This is a genomic window from Pseudomonas sp. TH04 (assembly GCF_016651355.1).
Lineage (GTDB): Bacteria > Pseudomonadota > Gammaproteobacteria > Pseudomonadales > Pseudomonadaceae > Aquipseudomonas > Aquipseudomonas fluorescens.
Window position 1 is genome coordinate 1,648,690 of record NZ_JAEKEA010000001.1, and the last position, 15,888, is coordinate 1,664,577.

The 15,888-nt window shown below is 59.9% G+C and carries 16 protein-coding genes and 1 pseudogene; 2 read left to right on the forward strand and 15 right to left on the reverse strand.

Annotated elements, in window-relative coordinates; all coding sequences use genetic code 11:
- The first annotated feature begins 57 nt into the window (after positions 1-57).
- The gene (locus JFT85_RS07210; protein ID WP_073636924.1) at positions 58-1,062 is read left to right on the forward strand and encodes a sulfate ABC transporter substrate-binding protein; all 1,005 of its coding nucleotides are present in this window, start codon (positions 58-60) and stop codon (positions 1,060-1,062) included.
- Between the two features lie 134 nt (positions 1,063-1,196).
- Here the strand turns inward: JFT85_RS07210 and JFT85_RS07215 are convergent, their stop codons facing one another.
- Positions 1,197-1,811 carry a DUF5666 domain-containing protein gene (locus tag JFT85_RS07215; protein WP_053255210.1) on the reverse strand — a complete coding sequence of 205 codons (615 nt, stop codon included), beginning with the start codon at positions 1,809-1,811 and terminating at the stop codon, positions 1,197-1,199.
- A 178-nt stretch (positions 1,812-1,989) separates the two neighbouring features.
- Between JFT85_RS07215 and JFT85_RS07220 the strand changes: the two genes are divergently transcribed.
- Positions 1,990-3,186, forward strand: coding sequence for an MFS transporter (locus JFT85_RS07220; protein WP_069552277.1), 1,197 nt, complete (start codon positions 1,990-1,992; stop codon positions 3,184-3,186).
- Positions 3,187-3,191: 5 nt separating this feature from the next.
- Here the strand turns inward: JFT85_RS07220 and JFT85_RS07225 are convergent, their stop codons facing one another.
- The 14 genes and pseudogenes from JFT85_RS07225 to phnG all read right to left on the reverse strand — a co-directional run bounded on the left by JFT85_RS07225 (position 3,192) and on the right by phnG (position 15,878).
- Positions 3,192-3,596, reverse strand: a complete 405-nt coding sequence (locus JFT85_RS07225; RefSeq protein WP_003210603.1) for a type II toxin-antitoxin system HicB family antitoxin — start codon at positions 3,594-3,596, stop codon at positions 3,192-3,194.
- Between the two features lie 21 nt (positions 3,597-3,617).
- Positions 3,618-3,805: pseudogene (locus JFT85_RS07230) on the reverse strand (type II toxin-antitoxin system HicA family toxin).
- 52 nt (positions 3,806-3,857) lie between these two features.
- On the reverse strand, positions 3,858-4,433 hold the full coding sequence (locus JFT85_RS28430; RefSeq protein WP_053255208.1) for a hypothetical protein: 576 nt from the start codon (positions 4,431-4,433) through the stop codon (positions 3,858-3,860).
- Between the two features lie 221 nt (positions 4,434-4,654).
- Positions 4,655-5,428 carry a M10 family metallopeptidase C-terminal domain-containing protein gene (locus tag JFT85_RS07240; protein ID WP_073636926.1) on the reverse strand — a complete coding sequence of 258 codons (774 nt, stop codon included), beginning with the start codon at positions 5,426-5,428 and terminating at the stop codon, positions 4,655-4,657.
- A 239-nt stretch (positions 5,429-5,667) separates the two neighbouring features.
- Entirely contained in the window at positions 5,668-8,478 is a 2,811-nt protein-coding gene (locus JFT85_RS28435) for a M10 family metallopeptidase C-terminal domain-containing protein (protein ID WP_242486523.1), read from the reverse strand.
- Positions 8,479-8,946: 468 nt separating this feature from the next.
- Positions 8,947-9,696 carry a phosphonate metabolism protein PhnP gene (gene phnP, locus JFT85_RS07255; RefSeq protein WP_069552273.1) on the reverse strand — a complete coding sequence of 250 codons (750 nt, stop codon included), beginning with the start codon at positions 9,694-9,696 and terminating at the stop codon, positions 8,947-8,949.
- Positions 9,687-10,250, reverse strand: coding sequence for a phosphonate metabolism protein/1,5-bisphosphokinase (PRPP-forming) PhnN (gene phnN, locus JFT85_RS07260; protein WP_053255204.1), 564 nt, complete (start codon positions 10,248-10,250; stop codon positions 9,687-9,689). The genes phnP and phnN overlap by 10 nt, the downstream gene beginning before the upstream one ends.
- Positions 10,250-11,398, reverse strand: coding sequence for an alpha-D-ribose 1-methylphosphonate 5-triphosphate diphosphatase (locus JFT85_RS07265; protein ID WP_053255203.1), 1,149 nt, complete (start codon positions 11,396-11,398; stop codon positions 10,250-10,252). The genes phnN and JFT85_RS07265 overlap by 1 nt, the downstream gene beginning before the upstream one ends.
- A complete protein-coding gene (gene phnL, locus JFT85_RS07270; protein WP_053255202.1) occupies positions 11,388-12,107 on the reverse strand; it encodes a phosphonate C-P lyase system protein PhnL in 720 nt (239 codons plus the stop codon). Before phnL ends, JFT85_RS07265 begins: the two co-directional genes overlap by 11 nt.
- Positions 12,107-12,919, reverse strand: coding sequence for a phosphonate C-P lyase system protein PhnK (gene phnK / locus JFT85_RS07275; RefSeq protein WP_201229582.1), 813 nt, complete (start codon positions 12,917-12,919; stop codon positions 12,107-12,109). The genes phnL and phnK overlap by 1 nt, the downstream gene beginning before the upstream one ends.
- Positions 12,916-13,782: an alpha-D-ribose 1-methylphosphonate 5-phosphate C-P-lyase PhnJ gene (locus JFT85_RS07280; RefSeq protein ID WP_053255200.1), complete on the reverse strand. Its 867-nt coding sequence runs from the start codon at positions 13,780-13,782 to the stop codon at positions 12,916-12,918. The genes phnK and JFT85_RS07280 overlap by 4 nt, the downstream gene beginning before the upstream one ends.
- Positions 13,775-14,851, reverse strand: coding sequence for a carbon-phosphorus lyase complex subunit PhnI (locus JFT85_RS07285; RefSeq protein WP_201229583.1), 1,077 nt, complete (start codon positions 14,849-14,851; stop codon positions 13,775-13,777). Before JFT85_RS07285 ends, JFT85_RS07280 begins: the two co-directional genes overlap by 8 nt.
- Entirely contained in the window at positions 14,851-15,441 is a 591-nt protein-coding gene (phnH, locus tag JFT85_RS07290; RefSeq protein ID WP_053255198.1) for a phosphonate C-P lyase system protein PhnH, read from the reverse strand. Before phnH ends, JFT85_RS07285 begins: the two co-directional genes overlap by 1 nt.
- The gene (phnG, locus tag JFT85_RS07295; RefSeq protein WP_053255197.1) at positions 15,441-15,878 is read right to left on the reverse strand and encodes a phosphonate C-P lyase system protein PhnG; all 438 of its coding nucleotides are present in this window, start codon (positions 15,876-15,878) and stop codon (positions 15,441-15,443) included. Before phnG ends, phnH begins: the two co-directional genes overlap by 1 nt.
- Between the last annotated feature and the right edge of the window lie 10 nt (positions 15,879-15,888).

A 15,888-nucleotide genomic window follows, 5' to 3' on the forward strand; every position in this document is an offset into this window, starting at 1 on the left:
CGCTGGCAAATTGCCCTCACTCAATCAACAACCTTCTCGAACAACAAGGAATGAGCAGTGAAAAAACTTGTTAGCGCGTCTCTCCTGGCCGCCGGCCTAGCCCTGGCGGGCGCCGTTCAGGCCGCCCCCGTCACACTGCTCAACGTCTCGTATGACGTAATGCGCGATTTCTACAAGGACTACAACGCCGCCTTCCAGAAACACTGGGAAGCCGAGCACCCCAACGACAAGCTGACCCTGCAAATGTCCTTCGGCGGCTCCAGCAAACAGGCCCGTTCCGTGATCGATGGCCTGCCGGCTGACGTCATCACCATGAACATGGCCACCGACATCAACGCCCTGGCGGACAACGGCAAACTGGTGCCGGACAACTGGGTGACCCGCCTGCCGAACAACAGCGCGCCGTTCACCTCGGCCACGGTGTTCATCGTGCGTAAAGGCAACCCGAAAGCCCTGAAAGACTGGCCGGATTTGCTCAAGGAGGGTGTGCAAGTCATCGTGCCTAACCCGAAGACCTCCGGTAATGGGCGCTACACCTACCTGTCGGCCTGGGGTTATGTGCTGAAGAACGGCGGCGACGAGGAAAAGGCCAAGAAGTTTGTCGGCGACCTGTTCAAACACGCGCCCGTGCTGGACACCGGTGGCCGTGCGGCGACCACCACGTTCATGACCAACCAGATCGGCGACGTGCTGGTGACGTTTGAAAACGAAGCCGAAATGATCGCCCGTGAATTCGGCCGTGATCAGTTCGAAGTGATCTACCCAAGCGTTTCCGCTGAAGCTGAGCCGCCGGTGTCGATCGTCGACAAAGTGGTCGAGAAGAAAGGCACCAAAGTGGCTGCCGAGGAATACCTGAAATACCTGTGGTCGCCGGAAGGCCAGGAAATTGCTGCCAACAACTACCTGCGTCCACGTGACCCGGCAGTGCTGGCCAAGTACACCGACCGTTTCCCTAAAGTCGACTTCCTGTCGGTCGAGAAGACCTTCGGGGACTGGCGCACCGTGCAGAAAACCCACTTCAATGACGGTGGGGTCTTTGACCAGATCTATTCCGGTCAGTGATAACTGAACAAACACGGTAAAAAAAGTGCGGGCGGGCTTGCTCGCGAAAGCGGGGGTTCAGTCGATTGATTCGGTGACTGACACTCCGCCTTTGCGAGCAAACCCGCTCCCACATTGGGCGCTCTGCCCGCCAGTTACATCGGCGGCGTCACGCCATCCTTGCCGGCAGAAATCGCCTGAGCGGTGATCGTTCCGTCCGCGCCTTGGGCCGCAAACAGCACCACCTTCACGCCCGGTTTGAGCAAGCTGCGATCCCCCGGTTCCAGGTTGACGATCGGCACATCATCCGGCACCACAATCTTCTGCTCGCCGCCTTTATACTTCACCGTCAGGGTGCGCCCGTGGCTGACCACCAGGTCACCGACGGTGCCGTTGGTCATGCTGCTGCCCTCTTTCAAATCAAACGCACGATGCCCGTCGCCCGTGCCGGCCATGGCCGGTGGAAACACGTGCACTTCCAACGCCGTGAGAGTGCCGTCGGCGTTGGGCATGGCAGCGGAACCGATGTAGCTGCCAGGCTTGATCTCATCGATCTTGGCCAGGGTGACGGCGCGTACCTGGGTGGCGTTGGTCAAGTGCACGGTGACGTCCTCACCGCTGCTGACCTTGACCTGCATCGCGTCGCCGTCCATCGCGGTGATGGCGCCGCGCACACCCACACGCGGGGCTTCAGCGGCATTGGCCAAGCCAATCGCCATGGCCGCGGCGAGGGTTGAAGCCATGAGCATCTTGTTCAACGTGATCTTCATGAACGTGGATTTCCTGTTTCGGCAGTTGTGGCTGAATGTATCATTGCCGTTCGACACGAAAGTTAACGTTTCAGTCATTAATTTCCAGCATGAGTGATATCACTGCGAGCGCTCTACTCCGGCCGCGGCGATGCCTTTACTCTCGCATGCCTTCTTCCTACGCTTTAACGAGAACTCCATGAACGCTACCCCACACGCTGCGAGCACCATGACCCGAGGCATGGTGATGTTGTTTGCGTTCTGTTGCGGCGCCATTGTGGCCAACATCTACTATGCCCAGCCGATCATCGAGTTGATTGCGCCGGACATCGGCCTGACCCCGGCGATGGCCAGCCTGATTGTATCGCTGACACAAATCGGCTACGCGCTTGGCCTGTTCTTCCTGGTGCCGCTGGGCGACCTGCTGGAAAACCGCAAACTGATGATTGCCACCACCGTGGTGGCCATCGCCAGCCTGTTGGGCGCAGCGTTTACCGAGCAACCGAATCTGTTCCTGCTCGTATCGCTGCTGATCGGTTTCAGTTCCGTCTCGGTGCAAATTCTGATCCCGCTGGCCGCGCACCTGGCACCTGCCGAATCCCGTGGCCGGGTGGTCGGCAGCATCATGGGCGGGCTGCTGCTCGGTATCCTGCTGGCACGGCCGGTGTCCAGCGTCGTGGCCGACCATTTCGGCTGGCGTGCGATGTTCATGGCCGCCGCCGCGTTGATGGCATTTATCAGCGTGGTGCTGTTGCTGACCATCCCCAAACGGCAACCCGACCACAGCGCCAGCTACGGCCAACTGCTGCGCTCGCTCGGCACCCTGCTGCGCCAGCAACCGGTATTGCGCCAACGGGCGTTTTACCAAGGCTGCATGTTCGCCACGTTCAGCCTGTTCTGGACGGCTGCCCCGCTGGAACTGGCGCGCAATCACGGCCTGAGCCAAAGCGAGATCGCACTGTTTGCCCTCGTTGGCGCCCTGGGCGCTATTGCCGCCCCCATCGCCGGGCGCCTCGCCGACGCCGGTCACACGCACCGCGCCTCGCTGCTGGCCATGCTGTTCGCCGCGTTGAGCTTCCTGCCGGCGTTTGTGCACCCGTTGTACAGCGTGATCGGCCTGGCGGTGACCGGCGTGGTCCTGGACTTCTGCGTGCAGATGAACATGGTCCTCGGCCAGCGCGCCATCTACGCTCTTGACGCCAACAGCCGCAGCCGCCTGAACGCGCTGTACATGACCAGCATTTTCATCGGCGGCGCCTTCGGCTCGGCGATTGCCAGCAGCGTGTATGAACACGGCGGCTGGCTGGGCGTGATGCTGGTGGGCAGTGCGTTCCCGCTGGTGGCGTTGTTGCGGTTTCTGAGTGCATCGCGGCAAGGGGCGGTGGCCACCGCCTAATCCAGCTACAACCGCACCAACTTCTCCAAAGCCGCATCCGCCAGAAATGACGAGCGGCTTTTTACTTTGTGCTCGCGCACATAGCGGTCGATACGCTGGATCACGTAGCCGGGCAAGGTCACGTTGACCTTCTCGGTCTTGCCCAGATACGGCGAAATGTCGAGTTCCAACATCCCCCAGCCCATGCCGGCGTATTCCTCATTGTCATGATGGGCGGCCACCGACGTTGGCATCGGAATCACCCGGCCTTCTGCGGCGATCTCCTGCAACAGGATGTGCGCGACTTCAACCGCCGCGTTGTAGGCCTCTTCAAAACTGTCCCCGGCGGTCACGGCACCTGGAATATCGGGGATCTGAATACCGGTGGCGACAAAGTCATCGCCCCATTCGATACAGATTGGGTATTGCATGGAAAATCTCCTTAAACCGTCCTAAAACGAAAACAGCCCGGCACGTTTCCTGATACTTCGCACGGTGCCCGGGGCAGATCCTTCCTGGGATGGGGCACCAGTATCGTGTACGGGTTATAGCGATGGGTAAAAAGCTGATGGCTGCCCGTCACCCGATCCAGCACCCAACCTGCCTCTTGCAGCTCTTTGATCAATAGCCTGCTTTGCACCACAGCCTCCTTGCTCCGGTCTAAATAAAAGCAACTCCAGAGTTATCTTTACTCAAGCACAGAATTCGTCAGGCTGACTGACGGCTGTTTTACCGGATGCTGGAAAACCCATGAATGTACCCCCTGATGAACCGCCGCCCCGGGACTTGTGGGCCGTGTTGTCCCCAGGCCGGAGGGTCAGGGCCTGGCCGCGGTGCGCAATAACTGCAACAACAGTGAGAGTGTCTTCGTGATCATCTCGCCTAACGCGGCCAGTGTGCCCGTCGTCGAATCTACAGGCGGCGACGCCGCCGTCGCCCCCTGGATTGCTCCTGATGTTGACGGTGCCATCAGCGCCACCGGCCTGTTCCTTGAAGGTGATATTGGCGACGTCCTGCCAGGACTGCACGGCCTGGCGCACGCGGTGTTGCTGCTGGGCGGTGAAACGCTTGTCTACGGTGTAGGTCAGGTCAACTTTCTGGTCATCGTTGCGGTCCCGAAACACCATGTTTTCCCGGGTGATGTGTTTGGCCGCCTGGTCCGTCGTATACGACGGTTTGTTATTGGCACCCACCCCGAACGGCCCAGGGTCAGACACCGGCAAGTTGTGGGGCGACAATTCAATGGCCCCAGGATAAGAACTTCTCATAAAACAGCACACTCCTTTTAACTAATAGCTAAACACCCCACTATCTCTGAATACCGTAAATCAGGAAACCTTATACCCATAACATCAGTTTAACTTTAAGCAATCCATCTCGCAGTAAAACTGCCTTTACCTGAAAGATAAAAACACCAAGGCGCGGACGTCTGCAGAGCGGATGCATAGTGCAATCAACCTTTAGACTGTACGCGCCTCAGCAAACAGTTTTATACCGGACGTTGCCGCTCAACAACCGGACCCACCAAATCCGAAGGCCTTACCCATCGGGCACTTTTAATAAGGAAGTTCGATTCACAACGCCCGGTGAGGTCTACCCCCACAAAGTAGCGGCCACTCTGAGGATTAAACTTCACCACCGTATCGCCAATACGCCCCGTGTAGTCGTCAACCAATTGCAAGGGCGTATTGATCTCCTTCATCATTTGCGTCAGATCAATCTTGTCTCTGCCACTGACAAAATCCATGATCAGGTCCGCGTTGTAATAGGGAGAATCACTGGCTTTTTCATAGCGGAATGTATTTGTACCGCCCACTCCCCAAAGGACGTCGCCGCCCGTACCGCCGGTCAACACATTGTCGACGTTGTTGCCAATCAACACGTCGTGGCCTGCGCCGCCTACGGCATTCTCCACTGTCACACCTTTACCTATCGAGACGTTATTACGCAGGCCGCCCACGCTGGAAGCCGCGCCATCACGCAGATCAATCGTCTGGTTTTGGCTGAACCCGGAAAAGTCCAGGGTATCGTTTCCGCGTCGGTCCTGTACGGTGAACCTTGGCGCACCACTAAGAGAGTGCAGGCTCATGGATCGGTTGCCGGTATTGGAGTTAAAACCGTAGACCGTATCCGAAACACCCGGCTCGGGTTCCGGCCGGCCAATCACGGCGCTCGCACTTTTATCGGCATAACGATTGCCCGGCGTTGCCGGCACTGCCGGGTTTGGTACATAAAAATTAAAAACGGAAGAGGCATTTATCACGTAACAACATCCTTTACAAGACCAAATAACGGGCCTTTCCATACACGGCCCACAAGCCCCGGAAATCCTATTTACCGGGACCAATAAGCTGCCATATGAAAGTACAACTCACCAACCCCGACATTATTTCCGAAGAAGTACTTAAACAATAACAGTCACACAATCAACACGGTATCCGACACTGATTGTATTAACTGCCCTTTCGGAGCCCAAGAAAGCGCCGCGTATGCTCCGGGCGGTCAAAGATACGTATCAGGCTTCAGTGCCAGGCCTATAACATCCTCCGGGCTTATTATCCGTGTACTTTTAATCAGAAACTCCGTTTTGCCTCCACCGGTCAAATCGACTGCCAGCAAGTAACGCCCGGTTACCGTATTGAACTTTATGATCGTATCGCCCGCCTTGCCGGTGTACTTGTCCACAAAGTTAAAATCGACACCCGCACTCTTGCTCATCTGCGACAAATCGATTTTGTCCTTGCCAGTGGTGAAATCCATCAACAGGTCCGCACGCTCGCGGGTCGAGTCGGAGGCTGCGTTATATTTGAAGGTGTTCCAGCCGCCGCCACCGGTCAGGTTATCGGCTCCCGCGCCGCCAATCAGGATGTTGTCTGCCTCATTGCCACTCATCCTGTCGTCGCCACCGCCACCAATGGCATTCTCGATGACGGTTTTTTCGGTGATAAACACATTATCTTTCAACCCACCCACACTGGAATGGGTTCCCCCGTTCAAGCTGATGACCTGACTCTGGGTGAAGCCGGAAAAATCAAAGGTATCGTTACCGCTCTTGTCATGGACGGTGAAGTCCGGCTTGTCGGCGGCGGACGTCAGGGTCATATGAGGCTTGCCCGTGTTGGAGTTGAAGCCGTAGATCGTATCGTCCTTCTCTTCTCGTCTTGGATCTGGCTTTGGATCCGGCTTCGGATCCGGCTTCGGATCCGGCTTCGGGTCTGGCTTCGGGTCTGGCTTCGGATCCGGCTTCGGATCCGGCTTCGGGTCTGGCTTCGGATCCGGCTTTGGATCCCCCCCGTCACTAACCAGGACATCACCGGCCTTGATCTCACCGATACTTTTCACCAACAGATCAACCTTGCCATCGCCCTTGAGATCAATGGCCAGACTGGCTGTGTCGAACTGCGAGTCGTAGTTCAAAACGGCTTGACCCGCCTTGCCCGTCAACACACTGACGAAATCCAGTTTACGGATGCCGGCAGCACTCATGAGTTTTGACACATCAATCTTGTCGGTGCCGCTGATGAAATCCATCAGCAGGTCAGGCGCCTCAGGCGTTGAATCACTGATCTGTTCATACACAAACGTGTCAGCGCCACCGCCGCCCCACAACTTGTCCGAACCGCCCCCACCTTTGAGTCGGTTACTCACGTGATTTCCGATCAACAGATCATTGCCCGCACCACCAATGGCATTTTCAATGATGCTGGAAGCGTCGATCGAGACGTTAGCTTTCGTGCCACCCACGTCAGAAGCCGATCCGGAATGAAGGTCGATGATCTGGTTCTGGTTGAACCCCGAGAAGTCGAGCGTATCGATACCCTCGGCGTCCTTTACCGTAAAACGGGGTTTATCACTGGAGGAGGTGAGGCTAGTGGCGGGATCACCGCTATTGGAGTTGAAACCGTAAGTGGTGTCCGTGTTGCGAGGTTTTGGGTCGGGCTTCGGATCCGGTTTGGGGTCAGGATTGGGATCATCCGGCTTGCCCCCTTGTTCAAGGACATCCCCACGCTTGATCTCTCCTTTGCTTTTTACATAGAGATCCGCCTTGCCATTTCCCGAAAAGTCGATGGCCAGGCTTCCCTCTCCGGTGTTGTGGTCGAAGCTCAAGACCGCATCGCCTGGCCGCCCCGTCAAGGCACCGAAGGTAAGCGCCTTGATACCGGCAGACTTAAGCGCGCCAGAGACGTCAATCTTGTCGGAACCGCTGGTAAAGTCCTTGATCAGATCAGGGCTCTCGGGCGTGGAGTCACTCGCCCGATCGTAAATGAAGGTGTCCCCGCCACCACCGCCCAGCAGCTCATCTGCCCCTCCACCGCCCTTCAGGCGATTGGCAACCTGGTTGCCCACCAAGGTGTCTTTACCCGAACCACCAATGGCGTTCTCTACCACCACGCCCTTCGCAACCGAAACGTTTCCCTTGAGCCCGCCGATGTCGGAGAACGCCTCAGCATTGAGGTTGATCGTCTGATTCTGTGCAAACCCCGAGAAATCCAGCGTATCGATGCCACCGCCATCCCACACCGAAAAAATCGGTTTCTCGGTGCCGTCTTTCAGGCTGTAAAAGTCTCGATCGGTGTTGGAATTAAAACCGTAGGTGGTGTTGGTATTCCTGGTTTTAGTATTCACGCCATAAACACGCTGAATCGCCGCGATATCATCAATCATCGGAGCGGCAGGCATCCGCGAGTTGAAATCATGCCCCGGCTGATTACGCTCAGACCAGTAACTCATGACACTGCGGGCCCTGGTATCTTCCGCGTAATCGGCGTTACTGTCATAGCTGCCCCCGCCATTGTAGCCACCGGGGTGCTCAAGACCGATGGCATGTCCCAGCTCATGCACAGTCGTCAACAGAAAGTAACTGCCCAGCGGTGGAGTACCGTCAGCATTCGCCGTACCAATATTGGCCGAAACATTGTAGAAATGTTTATTCGGAAGTAACGCCCACCCACCACCATAATCAGGAATATCTTTAATGGTTATTGAACCATCCGCACCCGCGGCACCTTCCTTGAAAGTGATATTGGCCAAGTCCGCCCATGACTGTAATGCTAATAGGGCACGCTCTTTTTGTTGCGGAGTAAACCCACCGGCAAAGTTGTAAGAGATGATTGTTTTTTTATCGTCATTTCGATCGTGAAACTTGTAACCCCCTCGGGTGATGTGCGCGGCCGCTTGATCCGTCGTGAAGGATGGTTTTTTCGCCGACGCACGGGAAACCGTATGATCTGGCTTATCAGGAAAGACGGCCAGCGATTCAATATCGGAGTTTCGTGTGTAACAGGTGAAGGAAGGAGCAACTAAAGAATTCATAAACCAAATAGGCCTCTCACTACTAAAAGTAACCAACTCACAAAATGCGAGTCATAACCTCGACGACTTAGCCGTCAAAGCCCGGTTAAGTTTCCATAGAGAAAGGCAATATTCCAACCACCACTTTATTTCAAAACAGCCACACTAAAAACCATGTATCAAGTTACCTGGCAACGCCATCAACCTTTACAAACTCGCCCCAAAGACAACTCACCACGCCCGCCCAACCAATTGTTTTATATATGGAAATTTAATGAAAATCAAAAGACGCCAGACAACTGGAACCGTTCAACAAAGCAAAAAGTTACACTCACACTAATCACCACTCACAAATCCCACCCAAACACTTAGCCACCCTCGCAAACGCTGCAAAGTACTTCATTAGAACTTAATACATTCTTACTCTTAACTAAACGCTCGTCCTACGGCTTTCATGCCGGAATCTTCAAACAGGCCAACCCGAGCCCACTACAACACCCGCCCATCCCAGCCTACGGTGACGTTGCGCGGCAACTCGCGCCGATGCTGCAACAACCACGCATCCAGCGTATGCCCCACATGAGTCAGCACGCCCCATTCGGCGCCGACCTCCTCAATGCACTGCAACGCCAGCGTCAAATCATTGTGGTTACGCGGTGCCTGCGGCTGCGGCGGCATGGAGCAGTCGAGCACCAGCACATCCAGCGGCTCGCGTTGCAGCCAGTCGCGGGTGGCGGGTGGCAGGCCAACAGTGTCGGTGAGGTAGGCGATGCGCCGCCCCTCGCCTTCCAGCAGGTAACCCAAGGTGGGTTTGGAATGCAGCAGCGGTAACGCCGTGACGCTCAGCTCGCCAAAGCGGCGGGTTTCAAACTCGGCAAACGGCTGGCTGAAATCGAGGACGCCGGGGTGCTTGTACAGGTCGGACAAACCTTCCGCGTCCACCGGACCATGCACCGGAATCACCAGCCCCTGGCCCCAGCGCAAATGCAGCAGGCCCTGGGCGTGATCGGCATGATAGTGCGTCTGGAAAATCCCGTTGAAGCTGCGCGGCGGGAAGCGTTCGGTGAGGTCGGACAACCCGCTGTCGATCAACCAGCGCTGGTCGCCGCACTCGATCAATGCGCTGCATGGGCGGCGTCGCAGGCTTTCGTCGCTGCGGGCCAGACCACAGGCGGCGCACTCGCAGCCGTACACCGGGACTTGCCGCGCGTCTCCGGTGCCCAGCAGTGTCAGGCGCATGCCGGCTGCCCGTCGAGGCAGCCCAGCAAGCGCTCGACCGTGTGTTCCAGTTGGCCGGAATTGTCGAGCAGGAACACGTCTGCTGCCGTGCTCAAGCTGTCGGCGAATCGGGCATTGCGCGCCAGCCGCAGATCAATGTCCGCCAGGGATTCACGGCCCCGCGCCAGCAAGCGCTGGCGCAACACCGCCTGGTCCACCGTCAGCAACACCACCAGCAGGTTCGGGTAACGCAGCCGGGTTTGCGCCAGATGGCTACGGGAGCCGTTGACCAGCACGTCGTGCCCCGCCGCCAGCCATTCATCGATCTCCCGGGGGATGCCATAGGACAACCCGTTGGCGTGCCAGCTGAGGGCAAACGCGCCCTCGGCCTCCATCGCGGCAAACTGCGCCGGGCTCACACCCTGCGCGGCCTCGCCCACCGCTTCCGCCGAGCGGGTGATGACCCGCCGCACAATGCGGCAGCCCCGCTCGGCCAAACGCGGTCGTGCGGCATCCAGCAGGCTGTCCTTGCCCGAACCCGATGGTCCGATGAGATAGATCAACCTGCCCGCCATCAAAACACCCTCTTCGCTTGTCGCCAGACTTGTTGGACCACTGGCAGTCCGTCGCGGCTTTTTTTCGCTTGCACCAGATCGGCCCGCAGGCCCACGGCGATTTCGCCGCGATCACTCAGGCCCGCAGCATGTGCCGGCGCCAGGCTGATCATCTTCACCGCCCGGGAAAGATCGCCGCCGTCCTGCTGATCGGCCAGCACGAACGCCGCCTGCAGCAGGCTGGCCGGGTAGTAGTCACTGGAAAGTATATCCAGCAATCCCTCGGCAGCCAGGCCGGCGGCGGCCACATTACCCGAGTGGGACCCGCCGCGCACCACGTTCGGCGCGCCCATCAGTACTTTCATGTTCAGTTCCTGGCAGCCCCGCGCCGCTTCCAGGGTGGTGGGGAATTCGGCGATGGTCATGCCGTAGCCCGCCGACTCCTCGACATGTGCCAGGGTTGCATCGTCATGGCTGGCCACCGACAGCCCGCGCGTCAGGCAATGCTCGACGATCGCGGCGCGGTAGCGGTCGCTGTATTCCTTCGAGTTGGCCATTTGCAGCTTGATGAACGCATCCATGGTCTCGTCGTTCAGGTGGTACTTGCCCATGTAGTACTCACGGTACTTGGATTCGAGCACGAACTGGCGCTGGCCCGGCGAGTGGTCCATCACCGACACCAGGCGCACCAGCGGGTTTTCCACCAGGTCGCGAAACACGCTCAACGTGTCCGGGTGGCACAGCTCGCAACGCAGGTGCAGGTGGTGTTCGGCACGGGTCAGGCCGGCGCTTTCGGCAGCGGCAATGGCGTTGAGCATCGCCGGCAGTTTCTGCATGCGGTTGCCCTTGGGGTTCACATCGCCGATGGACACCGCGTCGAACACCGTGGTGATGCCGGCCGCGATGATCTGCGCGTCATGGCTGAGCACCGCCGAGGTGGACGGCCAGTCCACGCCGGGGCGCGGGGTCATGTGTTTTTCCAGGTTGTCGGTGTGCAATTCCACGAGGCCCGGCAGCAGGCAATCACCGTCCAGGTCCTGGGCCTGGGGCAACTGGCTGCGGCCTTCGGCGATGTCGACGATCAGCCCGTCACGCAGCACCACCGAGCCAAGAAATACACGGTCAGCGGTGACGACCTGGGCATTACTGAGGATCTGTTCAGCGGGCATGGGCGTATTCCTCTTGGGCAACAGGCGCGGGGGTCATGTCGAAATGGCGGTCGGCGACCGCTTCACGGGCGGCGCGGTCGTGGAAGATGCCGATCAAGGCGGCACCGGCTGCCTTGGCTTCGTTCATCAGTTCCAGCACCACCTGGCGATTGCTGTCGTCGAGTGACGCGGTGGGTTCGTCCAGCAGCATCACTGGCCAGGCCACCATGAAGCCGCGGGCGATGTTGACCCGCTGTTGTTCGCCACCGGAAAAGGTGCCGGGCGCCAGCTGCCACAGGCGCTGGGGAATGTTCAGGCGGCTGAGCAAAAGTTCGGCACGGGAGCGCGCCAGGTCCCGGGACCAGCCGCGGGCCAGGGCCGGCTCCATCACCACGTCCAGGCAGGCCACACGCGGGATCACCCGCAGAAACTGGCTGACATAGCCAAGGGTCTGCTGGCGCACTTGCAACACCTCACGGGGCTCGGCACCCACCAGCTCCAGCCATTCGCCGAGGTGCTGCACGCGGATGCTGCCACCCGCCGGCAGATAGTTGCCGTACAAGGTGCGCAGCAAGGTGCTTTTACCGGCGCCGGACTGGCCGTGCAGCACCAGGCACTCGCCGCCTTTCACGCTGAACTCCACCCCGCGCAGCACGTTCAGCACCACGCCGTGTTGCTGGTGCAAGGTGAAGGTTTTCGAGAGGTCACGGACCTCGATCAAGGCATTCATCATGGCTGCAATACCGAAGACACCAGCAGTTGAGAGTAAGGGTGCTGTGGATCGTCGAGGATCTGGTCCGTCAGCCCGGTTTCCACCACCCGCGAACGGCGCATCACCATCAGGCGGTCGGCCAGCAAGCGTGCTACGGCGAGGTCGTGGGTCACGATCACCACGGCCAGGTCCAGCTCGCGCACCAGGCCACGCAACAGGTCGAGCAAGCGCGCTTGCACCGACACGTCCAGGCCGCCGGTGGGTTCGTCCATGAAGACAAGACGCGGGCTGGAGACGAGGTTGCGGGCGATTTGCAGGCGCTGTTGCATGCCGCCGGAGAAGGTCCGGGGCAAGTCGTCGATGCGTTGCGGGTCGATTTCCACCTGGCTCAGCCAGTCCAGACCCGCGCCGCGCAGCTGCTGATAATTACGCACGCCCTGGGCCATCAGGCGCTCGCCAATGTTGGCGCCGGCCGAGACGCCCATGCGCAAGCCGTCCCGTGGGTTCTGCTCGACAAAGCCCCATTCGGTGCGCAGCAAGGTGCGGCGCTCGGCTTCGCTGGCTCTGTACAGGTCCAGCCATTCGCCGTCCTTGCCGCGATAGCCAATGTTGCCGGCCTGGGGCGGCAGGCGACCGCTGAGCAGCGAGAGCAAGGTGGATTTGCCCGAGCCCGACTCGCCGACAATCCCCAGCACTTCGCCGGGATACAGGTCGAAGCTCACGCCCTGGCAGCCCTTTTCCGGGCCGTACAGCAGCGACAGGTCACGCACTTGCAACAACGGCTCGACGGGCACGCTCAGCGGTGGTTGTTTCATCAAGGCCTGGATCATTGGTTGCTCTCCTTCACCCGTTGGGCGCAGTACCAGGTGTCGGAACACACAAAACTCTGGGTGCCGGCGTCATCCAGAATCAGCTCATCGAGGAACGAATCGTGACTGCCGCAGATGGCGCAGTTGTGTTCCCACTTCTGCACTTCGAAGGGGTGGTCTTCAAAGTCCAGGCTGTTGACCTGGGTGTACGGCGGCACCGCGTACAGGCGCTTTTCGCGACCGGCACCGAACAGCATCAGCGCCGGGCTCATGTCGAGTTTCGGGTTGTCGAATTTCGGGATCGGCGAGGGGTCCATCACGTAGCGCTCGTCCACCATTACTGGGTAGGCGTAGCTGGTGGCGATATGGCCGAAGGTGGCGATGTCTTCGTAGAGCTTTACGTGCATCACCCCGTAGTCATTGAGGGCGTGCATGGTGCGGGTCTCGGTTTCCGACGGCTCGATAAAGCGCAGCGGCTCCGGGATAGGCACCTGGTAAACCATGATCTGGTCGGCCTGCAACGGAGTTTCCGGGATGCGGTGGCGGGTCTGGATCACCGTGGCGTCCGGGGTGCTTTCGGTGGTGGCAACCCCCGCCGTGCGCGCGAAAAAGCGGCGGATCGACACGGCGTTAGTGGTGTCGTCGGCGCCCTGGTCGATCACCTTGAGCACGTCGTCGGCCCCCAGAATTGCGGCGGTCAATTGCATGCCGCCGGTGCCCCAGCCGTAAGGCAGCGGCATCTCGCGGCCACCGAACGGCACCTGGTAACCGGGGATCGCCACGGCCTTGAGCAAGGCGCGGCGGATCATGCGTTTGGTCTGCTCATCCAGGTAGGCGAAGTTGTACGCCGGGTCACGCGCAGGCGTTTGAGTCAGGTCATTCATGGCGGGTGCCCTCGGCCGGTTGGCGCAGTTTGCGGATCAGTTCCAGCTCGGACTGGAAGTCCACGTAGTGAGGCAATTTGAGGTGGGACACAAAGCCCGCCGCCTCGACGTTGTCGCAGTGGGACAGTACGAATTCTTCCTGCTGGGCCGGCGAGACGATCTCTTCGTTGAACTCGCTGGCCCGCAGCGAGCGGTCCACCAGGGCCATGCCCATGGCCTTGCGCTCGGCATGCCCGAACGCCAGACCGTAGCCGCGGGTGAACTGCGCCAGCTCGGTGGCCGAGCCGACGAACTGGTTGACCATCTCGCACTCGGTGACTTCGATGCTGCCCAGGCAGACCGGGAAACCCAGTTCTTGCGGGTCGATCCACACCTCTACGTCGCCAATGCGAATCTCACCGGCGAATGGGTGGTTGCGGCCGTACCCGCGCTGGGTGGAGTAACCCAGCGCGAGCAGGAAACCCTCATCGCCACGGGCCAGGGCTTGCAGGCGCTGGGCACGGTTGGCCGGGTATTCCAAGGGGTCGCGGGTGATGTCGGCGACGCTGCCGGTGTCGTCGGATTCGTTCTTGATCAGGCCTTCCTTGGCCAGCAAGCCCAGCACCCGCGGGCACGCTTCCAGAGTCGCATCCGGTACGGTTTGCGGGCCAGGGTATTCACCTTCGGCCAGCAGCGCAAAATCCAGCAGGCGATGGGTGTAGTCGAAGGTCGGGCCCAGCAGTTGGCCGCCCGGCACGTCCTTGAACGTGGCCGACAAACGTCGGCTCAACGACATCTGCGCGGTGTCGATCGGCAGGCTCGGGCTGAAGCGCGGCAACGTGGTGCGGTAGGCCCGCAGCAGGAAGATCGCTTCCACCAGATCCCCCGCCGCTTGCTTGATCGCCAGTGCGGCAAGCTCCGTGTCGTACAACGAGCCTTCGCTCATCACCCGGGCGACCGCCAGCGGCAGTTGCTCGCGGATCTGCTCCACGCTCAGTTCAGGAATGGATGTATCGCCCCGGCGTTTTTTCGCCAGCAGGCGGTGGGCATTGTCGATGGCCTGTTCGCCACCCTTAACGGCTACGTACATCAGGCACGCTCCTGTGCAATTCGGGTACTGCGTGGCAGGCCGATCAGGTGATGGCCGGCGGCGAACAACACGTCCAGGCCACGTGGAAAGGTTTCGCGGCGTTGGCGCTCCAGCCAGAAGGCTTGAGGCACCGGCAGGTTGACCTGACGCTGGGTCTTGATCCCCGGGCCTTGCCAGTTCAAGGCGCGACCGGCTTCCAGGTCGGTCAACTGGACCAGCAAGGTGCAGGACTGATCGGGGTAGCGGTCGTTGCCGTGGTCGAAGCCGCCGAGGTCGAGCAAGTCCTGTTCACCGAGCAAGGCGAACGCGGCCTCTTCCCGGCGTGTGGTCAGCGGGCAGCCGCAATGGAAGGCCAGGTTGGCGCGAATCAGCGGCGTGTCGAAGCTCGGTGCCAGCCACAGCGGCGTGTCCGTATCCAGCAGTGCCAGGCACAGCGCGTAGGTGCCCGGCGCTAGGCCTTCAAGGCTTGGCGCTGCGGGCAAGGACTGGATCAAACCGGGCTCGGCGAGGGCCTTGAGGGCGCCGCGAAAACCGCGCTGGGCATCCAGCACCGGGTCTACGAACGCCGGTTGCAAGAGTTGGGCATTCATCAGTTTTCTCCTCGAACCAGGGTGAAGAACTCGACCTTGGTGGCGGCGGTGTCGGCCTCTTTTTGCGCCCGGCGTTCGGCCTGGGCGTTGGCCAGCGAGCGGATCAAATCGCTGAGCCAGATGCTCGGGTGCGCGCCCTGCAAATGCGCATCCGCCAGGGCCGCCAGCTCGGCGTGGACCTTGTCGCGCCCGGCCAGGTAGCTGTAGCCGGTGCGGCCGTCGGCCAGGCGCACCACGCAGCGGGTGACGCTCATTTCGCCGACGTTGAACGGCGCACCATTGCCGCCCATGCGGCCGCGCACCAGGGTCATGCCGATTTCCGGGGCGCGGATCAGTTGGTAATCCACGTCGCGCAGGGCGTCTTCATGGGGCAGCAATTCACTGCGAAAGGCGCGGGCGAGCACGCCGATCCAGTGTTGACGCGGGGACAGGTTCATCGGGGTCTCC

Coding starts and splice junctions, on each gene's coding strand:
- phnL (WP_053255202.1), bottom strand. CDS start 12,107: ATGAATGCCTTGATCGAGGTCCGTGACCTCTCGAAAACCTTCACCTTG.
- JFT85_RS07280 (WP_053255200.1), bottom strand. CDS start 13,782: ATGAATGACCTGACTCAAACGCCTGCGCGTGACCCGGCGTACAACTTC.
- JFT85_RS07225 (WP_003210603.1), bottom strand. CDS start 3,596: ATGCAATACCCAATCTGTATCGAATGGGGCGATGACTTTGTCGCCACC.
- phnN (WP_053255204.1), bottom strand. CDS start 10,250: ATGGCGGGCAGGTTGATCTATCTCATCGGACCATCGGGTTCGGGCAAG.
- JFT85_RS07215 (WP_053255210.1), bottom strand. CDS start 1,811: ATGAAGATCACGTTGAACAAGATGCTCATGGCTTCAACCCTCGCCGCG.
- JFT85_RS07220 (WP_069552277.1), top strand. CDS start 1,990: ATGAACGCTACCCCACACGCTGCGAGCACCATGACCCGAGGCATGGTG.
- phnH (WP_053255198.1), bottom strand. CDS start 15,441: ATGAATGCCCAACTCTTGCAACCGGCGTTCGTAGACCCGGTGCTGGAT.
- phnP (WP_069552273.1), bottom strand. CDS start 9,696: ATGCGCCTGACACTGCTGGGCACCGGAGACGCGCGGCAAGTCCCGGTG.
- phnG (WP_053255197.1), bottom strand. CDS start 15,878: ATGAACCTGTCCCCGCGTCAACACTGGATCGGCGTGCTCGCCCGCGCC.
- JFT85_RS07285 (WP_201229583.1), bottom strand. CDS start 14,851: ATGTACGTAGCCGTTAAGGGTGGCGAACAGGCCATCGACAATGCCCAC.
- JFT85_RS28435 (WP_242486523.1), bottom strand. CDS start 8,478: ATGAATTCTTTAGTTGCTCCTTCCTTCACCTGTTACACACGAAACTCC.
- phnK (WP_201229582.1), bottom strand. CDS start 12,919: ATGATCCAGGCCTTGATGAAACAACCACCGCTGAGCGTGCCCGTCGAG.
- JFT85_RS28430 (WP_053255208.1), bottom strand. CDS start 4,433: ATGAGAAGTTCTTATCCTGGGGCCATTGAATTGTCGCCCCACAACTTG.
- JFT85_RS07265 (WP_053255203.1), bottom strand. CDS start 11,398: ATGCCCGCTGAACAGATCCTCAGTAATGCCCAGGTCGTCACCGCTGAC.